This window comes from Hymenobacter jejuensis, from assembly GCF_006337165.1.
GTDB lineage: Bacteria > Bacteroidota > Bacteroidia > Cytophagales > Hymenobacteraceae > Hymenobacter > Hymenobacter jejuensis.
The window spans coordinates 2,652,898-2,670,614 of record NZ_CP040896.1; the positions used below are offsets into that span (position 1 = coordinate 2,652,898).

Sequence of the window (17,717 nt, forward strand, 5' to 3'; positions counted from 1 at the left end):
AGGTAGGAACGCGCTCCGGCGCGTTCGCTGTTTCGCCTGAACGCCGCAAAACCGTCTGCTCGGCTTGGCACTCACCGTTCAACGATTGAATGCGCTCCGGGGCATTCCTACAGCTTGCACTTTGTCTAACAAACCTAAGTTCGTCATCAAGTCGGTCGGTCCCGACCACATCACGCCCGCGCCCGTAGCCGATACGCCGCTGATGAAGCAGTATTATCAGCTCAAGCAGCAGCATCCGGGCGCGTTGCTCCTGTTTCGGGTCGGTGATTTTTACGAAACCTTCGGCGAAGATGCCGTCACCAGCTCGCGCATCCTCGACATCACGCTCACCAAGCGCGGCGCCGGCACCTCGTCGGAAGTGGCGCTGGCGGGTTTTCCGCACCACTCCCTTGACACGTATTTGCCGAAGCTCGTGCGGGCCGGGCAGCGCGTAGCCATCTGCGACCAGCTCGAAGATCCGAAGCAAGCCAAAGGGTTGGTGAAACGTGGTGTTACAGAGCTAGTTACGCCCGGAGTGTCATTCAACGACAACGTGCTCGAGCGCAAGAGCAACAACTACCTCGCGGCCGTCCATTTCGGCAAGCAGGAAGCCGGCATTGCCTTCCTCGACATCAGCACCGGCGAATTTTTGGTGGCCCAAGGTGACCTTGCGTACCTGGGTAAGCTGCTCCAGAATTTCTCGCCCGCTGAGGTGCTGTTCTGCAAAAAAAGCCGGCACGAGTTTGAGCAGCATTTTGGCCCTGATTTCTGCCATTATGCCCTCGACGAGTGGGTTTTCGGCTTCGACTACGCCCACGATTCGCTCACGCGCCATTTCAAAACCACCTCGCTCAAAGGCTACGGCATCGACACGCTACGGGAAGGCATCACGGCGGCCGGCTGCATCCTGCATTACCTTGCCGAAACCAAGCATACCGACATTGGCCACATCGCCAACATCGCCCGCTTGGAAGAGGACAAATACGTGTGGCTCGACCGCTTTACGGTGCGCAACTTGGAGTTGGTGCATCCGCAGCACATGGGCGGCGTGCCGCTCATCGACATCCTCGATCAAACGGTAACGCCGATGGGCGCGCGCCTGCTGCGCAAATGGGTGGTGCTCCCGCTGAAGGAAGTCGGGCAAATACAGCGCCGCCTGGATACGGTAGACGCGCTTTTGCAGAACCCCGAGCTGCTGGGTGAGCTAAATCAACATCTTAAGCAAATATTTGATTTAGAACGACTTATATCGAAAGTGGCCGTGCGGCGCATCAACCCGCGGGAGCTGATTCAGCTTAGCCGCGCGCTGGATGCCATCGGCCCGATTCGGGAGTCGCTGGCTGGTTCGGGCATTCGGGCTTTGCAGAAATTGGCCGATCAGTTGAACCCGTGCGTGACGCTCCGGGAAGAGATCAAAACCAAAATCCGGCCCGACGCGCCCGTGCTCACCAACCAAGGCAATGTGCTCAACGACGGCGTGGATGCCGAGCTGGACGAGCTGCGCAAAATTGCGTTTTCGGGCAAAGATTACTTGCTGAAACTCCAGCAGGAAGAAAGCCGCAAAACCGGCATCTCGTCGCTGAAAGTGGCTTATAATAAGGTGTTTGGCTACTACCTCGAAGTCACCAACGCCCACAAGGACAAGGTGCCCACCACCTGGATTCGAAAGCAAACTTTGGTGAATGCCGAGCGCTATATTACCGAGGAGCTGAAAACCTACGAAGAAAAGATCCTGCATGCCGAGGATCGGCTGTTTGTGATCGAGCAACAGCTTTATAATGAGCTGGTTCTGTCGGCCATGGATTACGTGCCGCAGATTCAGCAGAATGCCCGCGCCGTAGCCATTCTCGACTGCCTGGCCTCGTTTGCCACCACGGCGCGCCAGCACCGCTACGTCAAGCCCATCGTGAACGACACCACCGAGTTGGACATTCGCCAAGGCCGTCACCCGGTGATTGAGCGGCAACTGCCGCCCGGCGAGTTTTACATTCCCAACGACATTCGGCTCGATCAGGAAGAGCAGCAAATCGTGGTAATTACGGGGCCAAACATGGCCGGCAAATCGGCTCTGTTGCGCCAAACGGCCCTGATTGTGCTGTTGGCTCAGATCGGCTCGTTCGTGCCCGCTGACGCAGCCACCATCGGCGTCATCGACAAAATCTTCACCCGCGTAGGCGCTTCCGACAACCTGTCGAAGGGCGAAAGCACGTTCATGGTGGAAATGACCGAAACCGCTAGTATTCTTAACAACCTATCGGACAGAAGTTTAGTGCTGATGGACGAAATCGGGCGTGGCACCAGCACCTACGACGGCATCAGCATTGCGTGGGCCATCGTGGAGCACTTGCACAACAATCCCAAAGCCAAGGCCAAAACGCTGTTTGCCACCCATTACCACGAACTCAACCAACTGGCCGATGACTGCCCGCGGGTGCGCAACTACAACGTGGCCGTGAAGGAAGCCGACGGGCGCATCCTGTTCATGCGCAAGCTGGTGGAAGGCGGTTCGGAGCACAGCTTTGGCATTCATGTGGCCCGTATGGCCGGCATGCCCACCGCTGTAGTGCTGCGCGCCAACGAAATCATGCATCACCTCGAGCAGGAGCGAACCAGCGCCGGCGCCGAAGACAACACCCTTCTCGACGAAGTGCTGGCTGGGCTTGAAGTAAACACTCCGGATAACGCAACGCCAATCGGAGGCGAAACCGCCCAGCGCGGCCCAGCAGCCCGGCCGGTAGCCGTAGCTTCGGCGCCACGTCCGAGCCTGCAACTCAGCATGTTCGAGCCTTCCGACCCGGCCTTGGAGCGCATTCGGGAGCTGCTGCAAGCCTTGGATGTGAACACGCTTACGCCCATCGAGGCCCTGCTCAAGCTCAACGAATTAAAGCTCGTATTGAAATAAGATTGAAGAAAAAGCCCCTGAGAATGAGCTAGAACCATTTTTTTTCGGGCAAATCAGGAAGAAAAATTGCGCTAGGACTTGACACAATAAAAATCAGTTGTACCTTTGTCGCACCATTCGCCACTTGGTGAACGACATGCGAGAGTAGCTCAGTTGGTAGAGCGCGACCTTGCCAAGGTCGAGGTCGCGGGTTCGAACCCCGTCTCCCGCTCCAATAAAAAACTAAAAAGACGTTGCCAACCCGCAACGTCTTTTTAGTTTTGTAGCGAGTCTACATTTAAGCCGGAGTGGTGGAACTGGTAGACACGAGGGACTTAAAATCCCTTGCCGAATAGGCGTACGGGTTCGATTCCCGTCTCTGGTACGAAAAGCCCCTTTACACAAGCTGTGAAGGGGCTTTTGGCGTTTTAAGGGCTTTAGGGCGGTCGAGGGTGAATTATGTAAATATCGAATAACCAAATGATTATATGTATTTTGTGTATTGGCAAGCTTGAAAATAAAATAGGATGTAACCATTATGATTTTTGCACGTAACCGGATGCGGACTTGTTGGAATATAAAAATTTTTCAATTAAATAGGCTTATACTTGTATAAACAGCAGGTTTTGGAGCCTATTTTGCTTGGATGACCCCACGGTAAGTTCGTGCAATTGTACAACAGCCTCTTTCCTCTAGTTTTCCACCTTCAGCATATAGTCACCTTGAAAACCTTCTCTACTTCTGCCCTAGTTCTCGCCACCGCTTGTTTATTGGTTGGTTGCAAGAAAGAATCTGTGACCACGAAAGGTGACGTCAAAACGCAACTGCTGACTGCCAAGAACTGGCGGGTTAGCTCCGACGTGGTTGAAACGACGCGCAATGGTGTGGCCGACGCGCCGTACGACAAGTATGCAAACTTGGCTCCCTGTGGAAAAGACGATTTTATCCGCTTCCGCGATGACATGAGCATGCTGGTGGACGAAGGCCCCACCAAATGCGCGCCCAACGACCCCCAAACGCAGGGTGGCAAGTGGAGTTGGAACAGTGGCCAGACTGAAATTACGATGACAGACCCCACGTTTGCGGGGCGCGACAAATACAGCGGCCCCGTTGACCTAACAACGGACACGATCACGATTGTGCTTACTGATACCAAGGGCACGACTGTTACCAAAGAAACCATCGTGTACAAAGGTTTCTAGAAACATGCCACGCGCTAGGCCGCAGAAATAGTGCAGGTCTTCACAAGTTCAGGGGCGCCAAAGCAGGATAAAATCTCTGTTTTGGTGCCCCTGAGTGCGTATCGAAGGCATGTTGTTCCGTACTCTTAATGAGGGTCAGGCTATTACAGCTATGCTGTTGCCCTTATAGTACGCGGTTGGCTTGCTTTCTGAAAGGAGACAGTTGGCGACGGGATCTACCATTGCAGCGGCGGTACGAGAAGAATGGGCACCGGCGACACAATGAAATCGATGAGAAGCCGGCCAATGTAGCAGTTATGGGCGTGCAGGAAGAAGTTGGAGTTAATGCTATAGCATTGGCACACAAGTCGTTGACGGGCGGTAGGCCGGGGTTATTGATGCAAATCGAAAAGGCCCGGTAGCTGCCGTGGTAGGTGTTGCGCTATACGAATACACCCATACATAATAAGAAGAGCCAACAGTCAGGCCGTTGACTATCACCTCAAGGTCAGAGGCTTGAAGCGAAGTTAAGGCACCGCAGGAGCCCGAAAAAGACTTTTGCAGTAGGTCCGTGCTGATCAGCAGCAGCAAAAACAGCAAAAGTCACGGCCAAAGCCCGCCATGAGCAGGCAAGCGTGGGTGGCCGGAGGGCGCAGCAAAGCCACCCTCCGTACCGGATGGTAAGGGTTGTTTCATAGGAAGTTAGTGTGAAGTGGAACGGAAGCTCAAACCACGGCCTTGTCTCCGGTCCGCGGTTGGAGGCAATAGCAGTAGAAAAAATGCGTTGTTAGGCCCGGCCCAAATGCCGGCATATAAAGGAGAGTAGGTAGTGATTTTGGTTTAACCTATTAATAGACAGGTCATTATAATGAGCGCCGCCTTTTGTTATAGGCCCTGCATTGAGCCACTTTCTAACCCACACAGTTTGCAAGAGCGCAAGGCAGCGCCAGCCTCCAAGGCGGGAAGGTCTGGAAGTTGCTGCTGTATTTCGATGAATAATTGGTAGGACAAATCTATGGTACTAAAACAAGTTTCGCTATCACATAATCACGCGAACGGGTGGCACCTCGCTCAAACTGAACAGTAAACAGGTTTCTGTTGTGCCTGCTGCTTGGCTGGTATTCACTACTTTTAAGACCCTTCCTCGCTTTTCGTTTCTACATGGCTGCTTCCGCTATCCCACTTTCTCCCGACGAATACCAGCAAAAAATCAGGCAGGCTTTTGCCGAGGTCGGCAAGGTGGTAGTGGGCCAGCATTATATGGTCAATCGGCTGCTTATTGGCCTATTTACGGGTGGGCATATCCTTCTGGAAGGCGTGCCTGGGCTAGCTAAGACTCTGACTATTAGCACCTTGTCCAAGGTGCTGCATCTGAACTTTCAGCGGGTGCAGTTTACGCCCGACCTGCTGCCTTCCGACTTGGTGGGAACCATGATTTATAACCAGAACCAGTCGGTGTTCGAGGTGAAAAAGGGTCCGATCTTTTCCAATCTGGTGCTTGCCGACGAGGTCAATCGTTCGCCCGCCAAGGTGCAGAGCGCGCTGCTCGAAGCCATGCAGGAAAAACAGGTGACCATCGGCGAAACCACCTATCCGCTGGACTTGCCGTTTCTGGTGTTGGCCACGCAAAACCCTGTGGAACAAGAAGGTACGTATCCGTTGCCCGAGGCGCAGGTCGATCGGTTTATGATGAAAGTGTACGTCGATTACCTCAAGAAAACCGACGAACTGGAAGTCATGCGGCGCATGGCCAACATGGCCTACGTGGGCGACGTGAACCCCGTGCTCACCAAGGAAGACATTTTCGGGGTGCGCGATCTGATTAACCAGGTACAAATTTCGGAAACCCTGGAGAAATACATCATCGAGCTGGTTTTTGCCACGCGCAAGCCCGCCGATTACGATTTGGCGGAATTTGCTCAGTATGTGCAGTTTGGCGTAAGCCCAAGGGCCAGCATTGCCTTGCACCGCGCGGCCAAAGCGGTCGCCTTTTTCGACGAGCGCGACTATGTGCTACCCGAAGACATCAAGGATGTAGCCAGCGACGTGCTCAACCACCGCATCCTGCTCAACTACGAGGCCGAGGCCGACGGCATCCGCACCCAGGATCTTATCGAAGCAATCTTGCGTAAAGTGCCCATTAGCTAAGTATTTGATATTCAAATATTTGTGAATATGGCCTAATTTCCTTTGGCCAACAGTTCGCGCAGGCGAGTCAGCTCTTGCGGGCGGGGTACGAAGTCGGATACAGATGTGCCGGTTGCGCGCAAAAACTGACGCAGCAGGTAAGCCGTGCAGGCAAAGTACGAAAGCGAGGTGGCGCAAGCCGCGCCAATGATCCCCCAGCGGGGAATCAGCAGCCAACACGCGGGCACCGTAACCAAAATGCCCACGACGGTACACACATTGTTGACCCAATACCGGCCGATGCCAGCAAAATAAGAGCTGCATATCATGTTGATAGACATGATGATAACGCCCGGCGCCAACACCAGAATAACTGGCCGGGCCGCCCCGAACTCAGGCCCGAACACCGTGATTAGCACAACGGGCGGTAGCGCGCAAAGCACCAGCACCGCGGCCAGCGTGCCCAGCACCGTGAGGCGCGCCACGCCCAACGTGGAGCCGAGGCCAGCGTGCTTGTCGGTAGCGTGCACCAGATCAACGTATTGGATCAGGGCGGTGCTGCGCGGAATGATCCAGATAGCTTCGGCCAGCGCTACGCCCACCGACAGCACTCCCACGGCGCGGGCGTCGGCGTAGTGTGCCACGAAATAGTAACTCAGGCGATAGTTGACGAAGGCCAGAATGTTGGACAGGTGCGAACTGCGGCTGTTGCGGGCCAGCTCGCGTACGGTATGACCAAATCCTGATCGGATGTTTTTGGGGTCGGGAAGCTGGAGTAAGTACTTGAATGTGAGAAGCAAGGGCAAACCGTAGGCTACGTAGGTAGCGTAGTAATACACGGGCACCTGCCGCCACGCCAGCCCCAGAAAAGCCACTAGCAACACGCCCGCCAGCAAGGCTACTTGCAACACCGTCAGGAAGTTATAGCTCGCTTCCCTTTTGCGGCCCAACAAAAGCGACGTGTTGATCGAGAAAAAGGCCTGCACCACCGACAACGCCCACAAATGCCACAGATACATTTCGGGAACGGCCCGTAGGGCGCCTACGGTGGCCGTGCCCGCCGTGCACACCACCAAGGCCCAGCCATAAGCCGGCGCAAGCAGGTGCCAGACGTTGTGCGTGGGAGCCAAAAAAATGAGCGACGAGCCGCCCAACAATCCGATAAACAGCAGCAATACCGCGCAATCGGTCACGAATAGGCTGACGGCGCCGCGGCCGGCAGCGCCGAGGTAATGCGCCGTGAGCCACACCACAGCAAAACTGAGCAAGGCAGTTGCCAGCCGGGTTGCAAAGTTGTGGAGGATGCGGCGAATCATGCGTGCGGAACAGGAGCCCAGTCCAACAGGCTGTGATAAAGCGAGTTAAAAGCTTGCCCGACGTGCGCCGGACTGCTGCGGGCCACTGCATCGGCGTGCAGACGAGTAGCATCCGGCCGAACTTCGCCCGCCAGCACTGAGGTTAGCGCGGCGGCCAGGGCTTCTTCATCGTCCATGGGTACTAGTTGGCCAAAGGCACCTTCGGGGCGAAACAGCTCCGGCACGGCGGCCGTGTGGGTCGCGACTACGGGGCAGCCGCAGGCCCGCGCTTCCAGCAACACGCAACCGAAAGTTTCCAGTCGGCTAAACGAAACCAAGGCCGCGGCCTGCTGCATTTCGGTGGCCACAGCCGATTGCGGCAGCTTGCCCAGAAAGACCACGGTGCCGTCAGCGAGCAAGCTTAACCCCTGAGCCAGTTGGCGTAGCAGCGCTTCATCGGGTCCGTAGCCAGCAATGCGCAAACGCAGGCTGGGCCAAGTGGGCCGCAGTCGAGCCACCACCCGCAAGATTCCTGAGATGTTTTTTACAGCATCATCAAAAGCCGAAACGTTGAGCAGCGTTTGCGTACGCGGCCGTACTAGCGCGGGCCGGAACAGATCTGTATCTACCACATTACCAATCACAACTGAATAGGCATTGCGAAAGCTCAGCGCGTGCATCGCGTCGCGCAGAGCTTCCGAAACGGTGTGTAGCGCCGCAGCCTGCCGTACCACCGCCCGCGTCAGGATGCGACGAAGCCAACTAATGCCCACGACGCGTTCCGGTAAGTACAGCGACCAATGCTCAGTGACTAGATAAGGCACTCGGTAACAAAGCTTTAGCCACCACGCAAATAAGCCGGTGCGCAGCAACACATGCACGTGTACCAACTGCGGTCGGCCCCAAGTGCGTTGGAGGTGCCAGTAGCCGTGGCCGAGGCAACCAAAATACAGAATCAGTTTCAGCAGCTTGTCCAGAGGCCCAAAACCCGTAATGCGGTCTTGATAATAGTAGCGGTAGATAGGAAAAGCTAATTCTGTATCTATTTTGTAATCAACGAGTTGTGGTAATGGCTTGCGGGCCACTGTGGCAAACAGGATGGCGATATCAGCGTGCGGCGCGATGGCTGCAACGTGGCGGGCCACAAAGTCGCCGGCTTGGTCGTCGTAGCGGTTGGGGTACCACTTGGGCAGCATGAGTACGCGAGGCTTCATTACGAGCGCAAGCTACAGGTTTTGGGGTGGCGGCACGGGGCGAAGTAAGGCCAACTTACGCAACAAAAAAGGAGCCTTCTCAGAAGGCTCCTTTCGACTAACCGGCATTTCAGGATGCTTATACCTGAAATGTATAGACAGTTAAAATATTAATAATCAGCATTTTGTGGGTCGAAGTTGGTCCAGCCAGCCAGCCAGTTGTCAGCAGAAGTACCTGAGCCGGAGAAGGCGCCGATGTAGCTTACTTTGGTGAAGAAAGCGTCCGTGACCTTGGTGCTCGTAAAGTCGGCGGGCGCCGTGGGCGGGGTAGTGGCAGAAGCAGCTACGATGGGCGAAGCACTGCGCGGCAAAAAGCTCGGAGCCGTCAGGTTGAAGGGGTTGAGCAGCTGCACGTTATCCGAAGTAGCATAGCGTTTGTTGCCATTCGCTTTCAGCCACGTGACTGGGCCCACGGCCGTGCCCCAGGCTGCCGAATCGGAGCTCATCACGTTGTTGACGGTCAGGCTGCCTGCCCCGCCATTTGGCCCAATATACACGATGCTGCGCTGGCCGTTGGTTGAGTTCGACCCGACCAGCGAGCCAGCCACGATGTTGTTTTTGAATTGCAGATCGCTGCGACCGGCGTTGGCGGCCGTTAAGCTGTTATCAATCAGCACGCCCGTCGGGAAGCCCATGATCACGGAGTTCAGAATGCTGAGCGCCGAGTTGCGGCGAATATGCACGCCGGCCGTGTACTGCGGGCTGTAATTGGCCGCGCTAGGGTTCAGGATCGGCCCTACGGCCGTCACGTTGGAGAATACCGCCGAGGTGATCGGGCCTTTGGTGGTGCCGTTGGCGTCGTTGTCCGATTCGAAGGCTTTGGAACCCGACTGGTCGGCCTGCTGCGGATCGCGCAGAGAAACAGCGAATTGTACCTTGCCCGAGAAGCCGTTATCGGTATCAAAATCGTCGTCGAAGCCGCGGTGGGCCACTAGGTATTTGGCGTTGACGGTGCCTCCGAACCATTCGTACGAGTCATCGCCGCTGTACGAAACCTGAATGTGATCGACGGTTGTGCCGCTGCCCACGCCGTCGAAGGTCAAGCCGTTCAGCTCATTATTGGGCGTAAGCGCAATGCCCGCAAACTCAATGCGAATGTACTGGAGCGTGCCGGAGTTGTCGGCAGCGTTGGTGCCGCCGTATTTGGTTGTGATGCCGCCTTCGGCCGTGGGTAGGTTGGTGCCGTCGATGGAGTTTACCGGCGCGTTGCCAGCAATGACCACGCCGCCCCAGTCGCCGTAGTTGCGCGAGCCTTTGGCTTGGTTAGAAGTAAAAATGATGGGCTTTTCGGCCGTGCCGGCGGCTATGATCTTTGCGCCGGGCTCAATAATCAGGGTGCCTTTCGTGTCCTTATCGCCTTTGATGATGGTGCCCGGCTCGATGGTAAGGGTCGCGCCGGTGCGTACGTACACAAAGCCCTTCAGCAAGTATCGGTTGGCCGCCGACCAGGTAGTGTTGGTCGTGATGGCAGTTTCCTTGCCATCGCCGACCACAATTACCGACCCCGAAGCCGGTGGGGGCGTGGTGCCGCCGGTGGTAGTTCCGCTAGGTACGGGAGCGTTCGGAGCGGGGGTGGTATCCTTTTTATCGCAGGAGGCAAGACCCAGCAGTAGCGTTGCAACGAGCGCCAGGGATAGGGGATTCTTTTTCATGAGGGCGTGAAATGAGAATTAGGTCTTGGGGGTTGGAAAGGATGCGACTCGAAAAACTCAGTAATTAAGGCAGGGGCGTAGTCGGAGTAGCGCGTGGCTCCAAGTTGAAGCGCATGCCCACGGTGTAGTAGGTGCCGCGGCGGTAGCCGGCCAGCGACTGGTCGCTGTTCGTGTACTTTTTGTCGCGGTTGTAGTCCTGCACCAGGTTCACTTTCTGGTTGAGCAGATCCTGCACGCCGGCATTCAGCGACATGCGCTTCGATACCGTTTTGGTCACCGACAAGTCGATGGTGTGGCGGGGCATTTCCACTACGTCGGGGTAATCGTTGCTGCCCGCAAACAGAATGCGCGGCCCAAATACGTTGTAGAGCGCCGCGATCTGCCAGGTGTTTTCGGGCGTCTGGTAGTAAAGGCCGCCGTTATACACATAAGGCGACTGGCCCTGGAGAGCGCGCTTCTTGTTCCAGGCTACGTTGTCGCCCAGTGAAACTTGGCTTTTAATCAGGGATCCGTTGAAGACTACCGAGAGGTTTTTGAAGCCCGACGTGCCGAACGCATCGTCCAAGAGAGTCAGGTTCTTCTTCAGGTCGAGCTCGACGCCGTACGCGTAGGCGCTGGGGGCGTTCACGAAGGTGTAGGCTAAGTTGGTCGTCAGCACCACCACGTTTTCAATGGGGTTCTTAAACTTCTTGTAGAAAGCCCCCACATGGATCAGTTCGCCGTCAGAAGGGTAGAGTTCGTAGCGCAAATCGAAGTTGTCGATGCTGGCGACCTTCAGGGGCGTTTCGGGATTGAGGTACAACGAGCCGAAATTCAGCACGTTGAAGTCGAAGTCGTAGTAGAAGAACGGCGCCGACTCGCGGAACTCGGGGCGGTTGAGGCTACGGCCGTAGGAAGCGCGCACTAGGTTTTTGTCGTTGAAATTATAGCTCAGATTGGCAGAGGGCAGCAGGAAATTGGTGGTCACGTCTTGGGAAACCGGCTGGCCGTTTATGCCTGTGTTGATCGACTGCACGTTGCGCTCGTAGCGGGCGCCTGTCAGCAGCTTGATCTTGGGCGTGACCGGAATGTTGAAGGATAAGTATCCGGCTTCCAGTTCGTTAGACGCGCCGTAGCGATACGTTGAGTTGATGTCCTCGTCCATGCGGAAGCCGCCAGAAGCGATGTTGCGCGGGTCGAAGATGTTGCCCACGGCCTCGTTGCGCAGCCGCGGATCGCCGTTGGCATTGAGCGAGTAGCCAAAGGCCCGCGCCTGGAAGTGGCGCCGACGGTATTCGAGGTACGTTCCGGCCCCGATTTCCACCTCCCGCTCAGCCACCGACACCTTGTGCTTCAGGTTGGCATTGACGGTGAAAATGTGCTCGCTGAGCGCCTGATACAGCCGTCCCGCATTGTTAACGTCCACGCCGCCGGTTGCCGGCGTGAGCACGGTTTCCATATTCGCCGCTCCTTCCGTTGTCGAAGGCGTTATTTGGTACGACACGCGGCGCAGATCCGGCTCGTTGCGGTTGGAGTAGCCGTAGCCTGCCACCCAATCGAGGCTAGTCTTGTCTTTGTTAAAGCTGTGTGTGCCAGCCAGTTGGCCGGTATAAGTAGTGCGGCCTTGGTAGCCCAGTTGGTAGCTGCGGCGTGTCAGTACGCCGTTGTCGTCAAGGCCGGCGCGCGTAGTTTGCTGATTACGAGCCTGTTGGTTGAACAGGTTGCGGAACTCTAGCCGGCTGCCATCGTTAAGCACGACGCTAAAATTCTGGATGGCACCCAGCCGGACGTTGTTTGTCGATTGGTCGTCCTTCAGTTGATCGGTGCGCTGGCCGGCTCCGTCAAACAGGTTGCGATCGATGTGAAAGCGCGAATAGGTATTGGTGTAGTTGACCGACGAAACGCTGCCGATTTCCAGGCCTTTGATTTTGATCTGGTCGATGTAGGCCGCGTTAAACCGCAGATCGGGCATGGCCTTCATCTTATAAATTGGGAAAGTATTCTCGATCTGTTTGGCGTAGAAATCGCGCTCGTACTGCTGATAAGCCGTGCCCAGCACCGGAAAACCGCCCGGCAGCTCGCGCATCCGCGCGCCAAACCCGAAAGCGTCGCCCGCTTGCGTTTTATCCGTGAAGAAGTCGTTGCCCGTAGTTCCGTTGCGGTAGCCCAGCGAGTAGTTGGCCGTAAAGAGGCGCTCGTTGAACGTGGGCTTGCGCAAATACACCTTCACCAAGCCGCCTGCAAAATCGCCGGGCAGTTCGGGCGACGGATCTTTGAATACCAGCACCCGATCAAGCAGGGAACTGGGCACCACATCGAAGGAAAAAGATTTGCGGTCGGTTTCGGAGCTGGGTGCGTTTACGTCGTTGAGCCACACCGTATTGTAGCGGTCGCTGAGGCCGCGCACCTGAATAAACCGGTTGTCGACGATGGTCACGCCCGGAATGCGGCGCACGACTTCGGCCGCATCGCGGTCCTGTGTTTTCACAATCTGCTCCGACGAAACGCCGCTGACCACCACGTTGGCCTGCTTGATTTCGCTAATCACCGATACTTCGGTGTTGGTGCGGCGCACGCCGGTCACCACTACTTCGTTGAGTTGCTTGGTGTCTTCCTCCAGCGTCGAATTGATGACAGTCGGCTTGCCGGAGGCCACCGCTACCTGCGGAATGCTGCGGTTTCTATAAGAAACGGAGGTGATAAGGAGCGTGTACTGGCCCGGCGGTACGTTGCTGATCGTGAAGTTGCCGTTAGCATCGGTCTGGTCGGCCAGCATAGTACCGTCCAGCCGGACGGTACCCCCCACAATGCCCTCTTTTGAGCGGGCATCCGTAACCACTCCCTTGACGCTTCCGGTTTGGGCAAAGCCCGTAGTCAGGGTCAGAAGAAGGAGGAAAAACGTGAAAAAACTAGGCTTGAAGTCGATGTTTCCCATATCGGCAGCAAAAGTACCGGCAGGGTATTAGCCCAATATTTCCCGTATATTATCTAATCGTTACTTGTGTATAACTAGCTTGTTGTCAAGTATTTATATAATATTTAGGCTTGCCTGCCTCGCCACTTGCTACTTCGGGTACGGCAAGATGTGTAGCCTACCTGCCCTGGCTTATCGTAGCTACCTTTGTTTTACTCACATCCACACCTCACCGCACGTTCATCATGCTTCAATCCATGACTGGTTACGGTATTGCCCATCGCGAAACCGACCGTTATTCCGCAACCGTAGAAATTAAGTCGCTCAACTCTAAAGGCCTTGACCTGACATTGCGGCTCCCGCGCTTTCTGCAAGATCGCGAGTTGGAACTCCGCAACATGGTCACCAAAAGCCTGATCCGCGGGAAAGTCAACCTCAACTTCGACTTCGTGCGCCCGCGCGCGGCTGCGCGTGTAGGCGCAGTGCTTAATCAGGAGGTGTTGCTGGCCGCTTACGAAGAACTGCGTCAGGCCGCTGCCCAAAGCGGCGCCTCGCTAGAGCAGCTTACCGCCATCGCGACGGCGCTGCCAGGCATCCTGCGCATGCCCGCCGATATAACTGCTGCTACAGAAGACGAAGAAGAAGTGGCTTGGGAAGATTTGCTACCCTTGGTACACGAAGCATTAGAGCGCGTTAACCAATTCCGGACGGACGAAGGGCAAGCGCTTAGCGTGGAGCTGCTGGGCTATACCGAACGCATCCGGATTTTGCTTTCGGATGTGGAGCGTCACGATCCGATGCGCATTGAGCAAGTACGGCAACGCCTACAGGCACACTTGGGCGAGCTCGTCACAAATGAACAATTCAGTGATGCCCGCTTCGAGCAAGAGCTATTGTACTACATAGAAAAGCTGGATATCGCCGAGGAAAAAGTGCGTTTAGTCAGCCATTTACGCTACTTCAACGAAACGGTGTACTTACCCGAACCTACGGGAAAGAAACTTGCATTTATTTCGCAGGAGATTGGTCGCGAGATCAACACCATCGGTTCAAAAGCCAACGACTCCACTCTGCAGCATTTAGTAGTCGAAATGAAAGAAGAGCTCGAGAAGATCAAAGAGCAAGTCAATAATGTTCTCTGAGTCCAAGCCAACATGCACGAACCCTGTTACCATTGGAATAGGAGTTTTATTATGAATTTTAGTATATCATAAAGTAAATGTATAATTGGTTTTTTAGCAGATAGCGAAGAATCTGTTAAAACAAATATAAAATCTAAAAACCCTCTTTTCTTGCTATAAAACGCATTTTACGGTGATTTTTAGAGTTTTATTAACGGGAGTAAAAAATTATTTTTTACCGATCTATTGCGGTAAGAAATTTTCCTCGTAAATTGTGTTATCCAAACAGAGCGTCCTGATATCTTTCGGCACTCAACTCACTTTGATTCAACCCTTTTTTCAGTTAGAAGCTATGAAAAAAGCATTACTCCTACCATTTTTATGCTTGTCGATCCTGTTGATGGCAGCTCGACCATTCGCAGAAGTCGAAATGATCAAAAAGCGCGTGCTGAGCGAGCGAGTTGAGATTTTGATTCCCAAAGGTTTCGAAGTTATGAGCGAGCAGCAGATGGACTTCAACTATGCCAAAGCTCAGAGCCGACCAAGTGTGATTTACACAAATAGCAAAGAGGCCAGCATCGCATTCACCTACACCGACAACACCGCCGATCAGGACATGATCGACATGTACGCGGCCAACTTCTACAAGATGTATTCCAAGCAATACAAAGAGGCGAAGTGGTTCAACAACGGTGTCAAGGAAGTAAATGGTCGCAAAGTTGGCTACATGGAACTGATGAAGCCTGAGCTTGGCCATGAGGTTTACAACCTGGTTTTCTTCACCGACGTGGAAGGCAAACTGCTGATGTGCAACTTTACTTGTGCTGACCGTCAGAAGCCCGAGTGGGAGAACGTTGCTAAGCAGATCATGAGTTCTTTCAGAACCAACGGCTAACACTAGGTTCTAATCCGAGACCTTATAAAACAATGATCCCGGAATAATCAGATACTCCTCTGATTATTCCGGGATCATTGTTTTATAACAATGTTTACCCCGTGCCTCTAAAGCAAGAGCCAATCCGGTACGATAGAGCTAAAGCATAAGCCAGAGTTAAGCGCCACAGCGGCGGAATATAGTTTTGTTTATATAGCTTAAACGCTGGCTCAGTCTCTAAGAAGGTTGTCAACGAATTCTACTAATAGCTTGAACACTCCAGAAAATGCTGTTAGTGGCAATGTGTCAGCTCGGTCATCTACATCGTGATAGGCAGCTATGCCACCACGAGTATAGATAAAGAAGGCCGGTACGCCGCGTTCCGAGAAGTAAAAATGATCGGAATTGGCTGCCCGTCCCCGTGCAGTTATTGAATTTACAAAGTGCTGACTATCATTTAGTTGCTGCAATAGGTGATAAGGTGCTGCCAGCTGTCGGCCATTTACGACGGTAATGCCGTCGCTGCCGGTACCTAGCAAGTCCAGATTAATCAGAAAGCGGATGCGGTCGAGCGGAAATACTGGATGGTCCACGAAATAGTGAGAACCAATCAGCCCTGCTTCCTCGGCACCGAAAGCCATGAATACGATTGACATGGTCGGGCGCTCCTGACGCTGCGCGTAATACGCAGCTAGCTCCAAAAGCATAGCGGTGCCGCTGGCGTTATCGTTCGCACCCGGAAAGTATGTTCGCCTGCCCATATGACCCAAGTGGTCGTAGTGAGCTGTTATGACAATGAATGAGTCGGGAGAAACGCTGCCTGGCAAATAGCCTATAACGTTTTGCGTCGGGTAATTTGGGCGCAAAATAGCTTGCACGACTGTGCTGGCATATTGCGTTGCGGCGGGCCAGCTGCTGGCGAGCACGTGCAGGCGCGGCTGGTGGGCTTGCTGCTCCGAAAGCGAAGCCGTTAATTTTGACACTAGCGTAATGCGCGCGGCAGCCTCGTCTAAGTGTTGAGCAAAAGAATCGGGGAGGGTGCGAATGCGTTCGGCATCGCGCTGGCGCAAAACGACAATACGGTGCCGCAACTCCTGTCGCAGGAACCGAGTGCCGGCGGTTTCGGCGGTAAAGATGAGCGTATCGAGATACAGCACAGCACCTTTTGCTTTCCCGCCGCCGGAATTGGGCTCAGCAATGAAATCCTTGCCGGGGCGAAGCATTTTGCTGCCTGCCCTCAACGCCATTCTGCCTGGAAAGGTATTGACAGTCAGTGAGAAAGGTTGCTGGTAGTTGGGTGTAAAAGGCTGCAACCCCAGCATTTCGAAGCGTTGCCTAATATACGCGGCCGCTTTGTGTTCACCCTGCTGCACATAGCCCCGCCCGTGCATAGCCGGGGCTGTAAGATCGCTGATCGTTTGGCGCACCCGAGGCATATTCTGCGCAACGCCAGGGTCAATGGTCAGCAGGGCAAAGTTGACCAGTAGCAACACCGGGCGCCAAGGCAAGCCACAACGATACGTGCGTTGCGAAGCTTGCGCGTACATTATTTCCGAAAGCGCTGGAGAGCCCAGACTGTGAGCAGTCCGGTGGCAGAACCCAACGAATCGCTGATCAGGTCGGACCACTCGCCGTGACGGCCTAGCGCCATGGTCATTTGCAACACTTCAATGATGGCTCCAAAGACCACGCTACCCAGAAATACGCTCGGCCACGCATATTCGCGCAGGTTGGCAAACCGGTACTGATAACGTACGGCCAAATACGTCAGGATGGCCAGCACCAAAAACACAAAGGCGTGGGCGGCAGTGTCGAAGGAAAGCAGTTGCCACTCCGGTACTTCCGGCATCTGCTTGGCAGGCGTGAGAGTAAGCACTAACACCAGCACCGCCCACATACCGGCCAGTAAGGGATAGAGCCGGGCAAGGGGCGGTGCTGTAAATGTCACGGTGTGAAGAGATTAGGCGCCTACTAGTTCGCCGTATGCTTCGGCTGATAACAGGCCTTCGAGTTCGGCTGGGTTGGCTACCGAGATCTTCACCATCCAGCCTTCGCCGTACGGATCAGAGTTTACAGTTTCAGGGCTGCCGTCCAGAGCGCTGTTGACTTCCAGCACAGTGCCGGAGATGGGGCTGAACAGATCCGAAACCGTCTTGACGGCTTCTACCGTGCCAAACACCTCATTCTGAGCGATCTCCTTGTCCAAGGTGTCAATGTCGACATATACGATGTCGCCGAGTTCCTTTTGGGCATGGTCGGTGATGCCGATGAAAGCTACATCGCCTTCAATGCGGATCCACTCGTGCTCTTTTGTGTACTTCAGGTTGGCAGGCAGGTTCATAAGGGCAGGTTTAATAATCTGAAATGGGTAGCGTAGCGGGGCTACGAAATCAAAAGTAAGATTTAAAAGGCGGACGGGTCAACCATCGCCCGGTTAAATTCCTAACTGCCTGCTGCTTAC

General features: G+C 54.7%; 12 protein-coding genes and 2 tRNA genes. 7 read left to right on the top strand and 7 right to left on the bottom strand.

Features of this window, described 5'->3' with window-relative positions:
• Positions 1 to 202 precede the first annotated feature (202 nt).
• From mutS to FHG12_RS10985, 5 genes are all read left to right on the top strand, one after another.
• The gene (gene mutS, locus FHG12_RS10965; protein WP_139517773.1) at positions 203 to 2,881 is read left to right on the top strand and encodes a DNA mismatch repair protein MutS; all 2,679 of its coding nucleotides are present in this window, start codon (positions 203 to 205) and stop codon (positions 2,879 to 2,881) included.
• A gap of 138 nt (positions 2,882 to 3,019) precedes the next feature.
• Positions 3,020 to 3,095, top strand: a tRNA-Gly gene (locus FHG12_RS10970).
• 67 nt (positions 3,096 to 3,162) lie between these two features.
• Positions 3,163 to 3,245: transfer RNA gene (locus FHG12_RS10975), tRNA-Leu, on the top strand.
• Positions 3,246 to 3,654: 409 nt separating this feature from the next.
• Positions 3,655 to 4,062 (top strand): hypothetical protein, encoded by a 408-nt coding sequence (locus FHG12_RS10980; protein ID WP_139515769.1) that lies wholly within the window; start codon positions 3,655 to 3,657, stop codon positions 4,060 to 4,062.
• Positions 4,063 to 5,202: 1,140 nt separating this feature from the next.
• Positions 5,203 to 6,189, top strand: coding sequence for an AAA family ATPase (locus FHG12_RS10985; RefSeq protein WP_139515770.1), 987 nt, complete (start codon positions 5,203 to 5,205; stop codon positions 6,187 to 6,189).
• Positions 6,190 to 6,221: 32 nt separating this feature from the next.
• Here the strand turns inward: FHG12_RS10985 and FHG12_RS10990 are convergent, their stop codons facing one another.
• The 4 genes from FHG12_RS10990 to FHG12_RS11005 form a co-directional block, all read right to left on the bottom strand.
• Positions 6,222 to 7,484, bottom strand: a complete 1,263-nt coding sequence (locus FHG12_RS10990) for a lipopolysaccharide biosynthesis protein (RefSeq protein WP_139515771.1) — start codon at positions 7,482 to 7,484, stop codon at positions 6,222 to 6,224.
• Positions 7,481 to 8,677, bottom strand: coding sequence for a glycosyltransferase (locus tag FHG12_RS10995; RefSeq protein WP_139515772.1), 1,197 nt, complete (start codon positions 8,675 to 8,677; stop codon positions 7,481 to 7,483). The genes FHG12_RS10990 and FHG12_RS10995 overlap by 4 nt, the downstream gene beginning before the upstream one ends.
• 149 nt (positions 8,678 to 8,826) lie before the next feature.
• Entirely contained in the window at positions 8,827 to 10,368 is a 1,542-nt protein-coding gene (locus FHG12_RS11000; RefSeq protein WP_139515773.1) for a hypothetical protein, read from the bottom strand.
• Positions 10,369 to 10,432: 64 nt separating this feature from the next.
• Positions 10,433 to 13,282 carry a TonB-dependent receptor gene (locus tag FHG12_RS11005; protein WP_139515774.1) on the bottom strand — a complete coding sequence of 950 codons (2,850 nt, stop codon included), beginning with the start codon at positions 13,280 to 13,282 and terminating at the stop codon, positions 10,433 to 10,435.
• A gap of 224 nt (positions 13,283 to 13,506) precedes the next feature.
• Between FHG12_RS11005 and FHG12_RS11010 the strand changes: the two genes are divergently transcribed.
• Entirely contained in the window at positions 13,507 to 14,403 is an 897-nt protein-coding gene (locus FHG12_RS11010) for a YicC/YloC family endoribonuclease (RefSeq protein ID WP_139515775.1), read from the top strand.
• Positions 14,404 to 14,782: 379 nt separating this feature from the next.
• Complete coding sequence (locus FHG12_RS11015) at positions 14,783 to 15,277, top strand: hypothetical protein (RefSeq protein WP_139515776.1); 495 nt, start codon at positions 14,783 to 14,785, stop codon at positions 15,275 to 15,277.
• A gap of 209 nt (positions 15,278 to 15,486) precedes the next feature.
• On the opposite strand, the gene FHG12_RS11020 is transcribed toward FHG12_RS11015, so the two are convergent.
• The 3 genes from FHG12_RS11020 to gcvH are packed head-to-tail and all read right to left on the bottom strand — an operon-like array spanning position 15,487 to position 17,597.
• On the bottom strand, positions 15,487 to 16,749 hold the full coding sequence (locus tag FHG12_RS11020) for a M28 family metallopeptidase (RefSeq protein WP_230471091.1): 1,263 nt from the start codon (positions 16,747 to 16,749) through the stop codon (positions 15,487 to 15,489).
• 53 nt (positions 16,750 to 16,802) lie between these two features.
• Positions 16,803 to 17,204: a VanZ family protein gene (locus FHG12_RS11025; RefSeq protein WP_139515777.1), complete on the bottom strand. Its 402-nt coding sequence runs from the start codon at positions 17,202 to 17,204 to the stop codon at positions 16,803 to 16,805.
• Between the two features lie 12 nt (positions 17,205 to 17,216).
• Entirely contained in the window at positions 17,217 to 17,597 is a 381-nt protein-coding gene (gcvH, locus tag FHG12_RS11030) for a glycine cleavage system protein GcvH (RefSeq protein ID WP_139515778.1), read from the bottom strand.
• Between the last annotated feature and the right edge of the window lie 120 nt (positions 17,598 to 17,717).

Coding starts and splice junctions, on each gene's coding strand:
- mutS (WP_139517773.1), top strand. CDS start 203: ATGAAGCAGTATTATCAGCTCAAGCAGCAGCATCCGGGCGCGTTGCTC.
- FHG12_RS10985 (WP_139515770.1), top strand. CDS start 5,203: ATGGCTGCTTCCGCTATCCCACTTTCTCCCGACGAATACCAGCAAAAA.
- FHG12_RS10990 (WP_139515771.1), bottom strand. CDS start 7,484: ATGATTCGCCGCATCCTCCACAACTTTGCAACCCGGCTGGCAACTGCC.
- FHG12_RS10995 (WP_139515772.1), bottom strand. CDS start 8,677: ATGAAGCCTCGCGTACTCATGCTGCCCAAGTGGTACCCCAACCGCTAC.
- FHG12_RS11000 (WP_139515773.1), bottom strand. CDS start 10,368: ATGAAAAAGAATCCCCTATCCCTGGCGCTCGTTGCAACGCTACTGCTG.
- FHG12_RS11005 (WP_139515774.1), bottom strand. CDS start 13,282: ATGGGAAACATCGACTTCAAGCCTAGTTTTTTCACGTTTTTCCTCCTT.
- FHG12_RS11010 (WP_139515775.1), top strand. CDS start 13,507: ATGCTTCAATCCATGACTGGTTACGGTATTGCCCATCGCGAAACCGAC.
- FHG12_RS11015 (WP_139515776.1), top strand. CDS start 14,783: ATGGCAGCTCGACCATTCGCAGAAGTCGAAATGATCAAAAAGCGCGTG.
- gcvH (WP_139515778.1), bottom strand. CDS start 17,597: ATGAACCTGCCTGCCAACCTGAAGTACACAAAAGAGCACGAGTGGATC.